The sequence below is a fragment of the Rhodococcus coprophilus NBRC 100603 genome (assembly GCF_001895045.1).
Lineage (GTDB): Bacteria > Actinomycetota > Actinomycetes > Mycobacteriales > Mycobacteriaceae > Rhodococcus > Rhodococcus coprophilus.
The window spans coordinates 1-1,611 of sequence record NZ_BDAM01000025.1 but is presented as its reverse complement, the minus strand read 5'-3'; the positions used below and the strand labels follow the sequence as shown (position 1 = coordinate 1,611).

Annotated in this window: 2 protein-coding genes; both read left to right on the top strand. The window is 62.3% G+C overall.

Features of this window, described 5'->3' with window-relative positions; translation table 11 throughout:
• The first annotated feature begins 35 nt into the window (after positions 1 to 35).
• Positions 36 to 1,310, top strand: a complete 1,275-nt coding sequence (locus RDCOP1_RS21100; RefSeq protein WP_072705359.1) for an aromatic ring-hydroxylating oxygenase subunit alpha — start codon at positions 36 to 38, stop codon at positions 1,308 to 1,310.
• Positions 1,294 to 1,611: hypothetical protein (locus tag RDCOP1_RS21095; RefSeq protein WP_072705356.1), on the top strand; the 318-nt coding region annotated here is incomplete at its 3' end. The genes RDCOP1_RS21100 and RDCOP1_RS21095, both read left to right, overlap by 17 nt.

Here is a 1,611-nt window from a genome sequence, read left to right as displayed (position 1 = left end):
TCGGTATCGAGTTCGAAGACGAAAGGTAGAAAGCCTTGCCCCACTTCACCAAACCGGCCGAGGGAAGCTGGACCGAGCACTATCCCGAACTCGGTACCGCCCCGGTCGACTACACCGACTCCATCGACCCCGAATTCTTCGAAGCCGAACGCGAAGCCATCTTCAAAAAGACCTGGCTCTACGTCGGACGCGTCGAACAACTCCCCCGCACCGGCAGCTACTTCACCAAAGAACTCCCCTCCGCCGGCCCCGGCACCTCCCTGATCATCGTCAAAGGCAACGACGGCAAAATCCGCGCCTTCCACAACGTCTGCCGCCACCGCGGCAACAAACTCGTCTGGAACGACTTCCCCCAGGAAGAAACCGCCGGCAGCTGCAAGCAGTTCACCTGCAAATACCACGCCTGGCGCTACAGCCTCGAAGGCGAACTCACCTTCGTCCAGCAAGAAGGCGAATTCTTCGACCTCGACAAGAAGGACTACGGACTCAAAGACGTCCGCTGCGAAACGTGGGAAGGGTTCATCTACATCAACCTCGACCCCGACGCGATCGCACTGGTCGACTACCTCGGCGACTACGCCAAAGAGCTCGAAGGCTACCCCTTCGACAAGATGACCGAGGTCTACAGCTACCGCTCCGAGATCGGCGCCAACTGGAAGCTGTTCATCGACGCCTTCGCCGAGTTCTACCACGCACCGATCCTGCACATGAAGCAAGCGGTCAAGGAAGAAGCCGAAAAGCTCGCCGGCTACGGCTACGAGGCCCTGCACTACGACCTCCAGCCCCCGCACTCGATGATCTCCTCCTGGGGCGGCATGGCACCGCCGAAGGACCTCAACATGGTCAAGCCCATCGAACGCGCCCTCCGCTCGGGCCTGTTCGGACCCTGGGACAAGCCCGACATCGAGGGCCTCGACAACCTGCCCAAGGCACTCAACCCCGCCAACTTCCACAGCTGGGGCCAGGACAGCTTCGAGTTCTTCCCCAACATGACCCTGCTCATCTGGGAGCCGGGCTGGTACCTGACCTACAACTACTGGCCCACCGCCGTCGACAAGCACATCTTCGAAGCCAGCCTGTACTTCGTACCCCCGAAGAACGCCCGCGAGCGCCTCGCACAGGAGCTCGCCGCCGTCACCTTCAAGGAATACGCCCTCCAGGACGCCAACACCCTCGAAGCCACCCAAACGATGATCGGCACCCGCGCGGTGACCGAATTCCCCCTCTGCGACCAGGAAATGCTCCTGCGCCACCTCCACAAAACCGTCGCAGACTACGTCAAGGAGCACCGCGATGCCGCTGCCAACTGAGTTCTCCGACCTCGAGCCCTACGCCGACTGGGCCCTGGCCACCGAACCCGAGCGCTACGCCAAGCGCCTCGCCTCGACCATGCCCGACATGCAGCAGTTCTACGACGCCGCCTTCGCACGCCTCGAAGACGCCATCACCTACTGCGACAAGTTCGACCTCGACGACCTGCCCGACGACGCCCGCAGCCTCATGCACCTGATGCAGTCCCTGGTCATGGTGTCCTTCCCCATCGAGGTCTGGAAACAACCCCGCGTCCCCGACAGCGGCGCCGCCTGGGCCACCATCACCAAAGAACCGGTG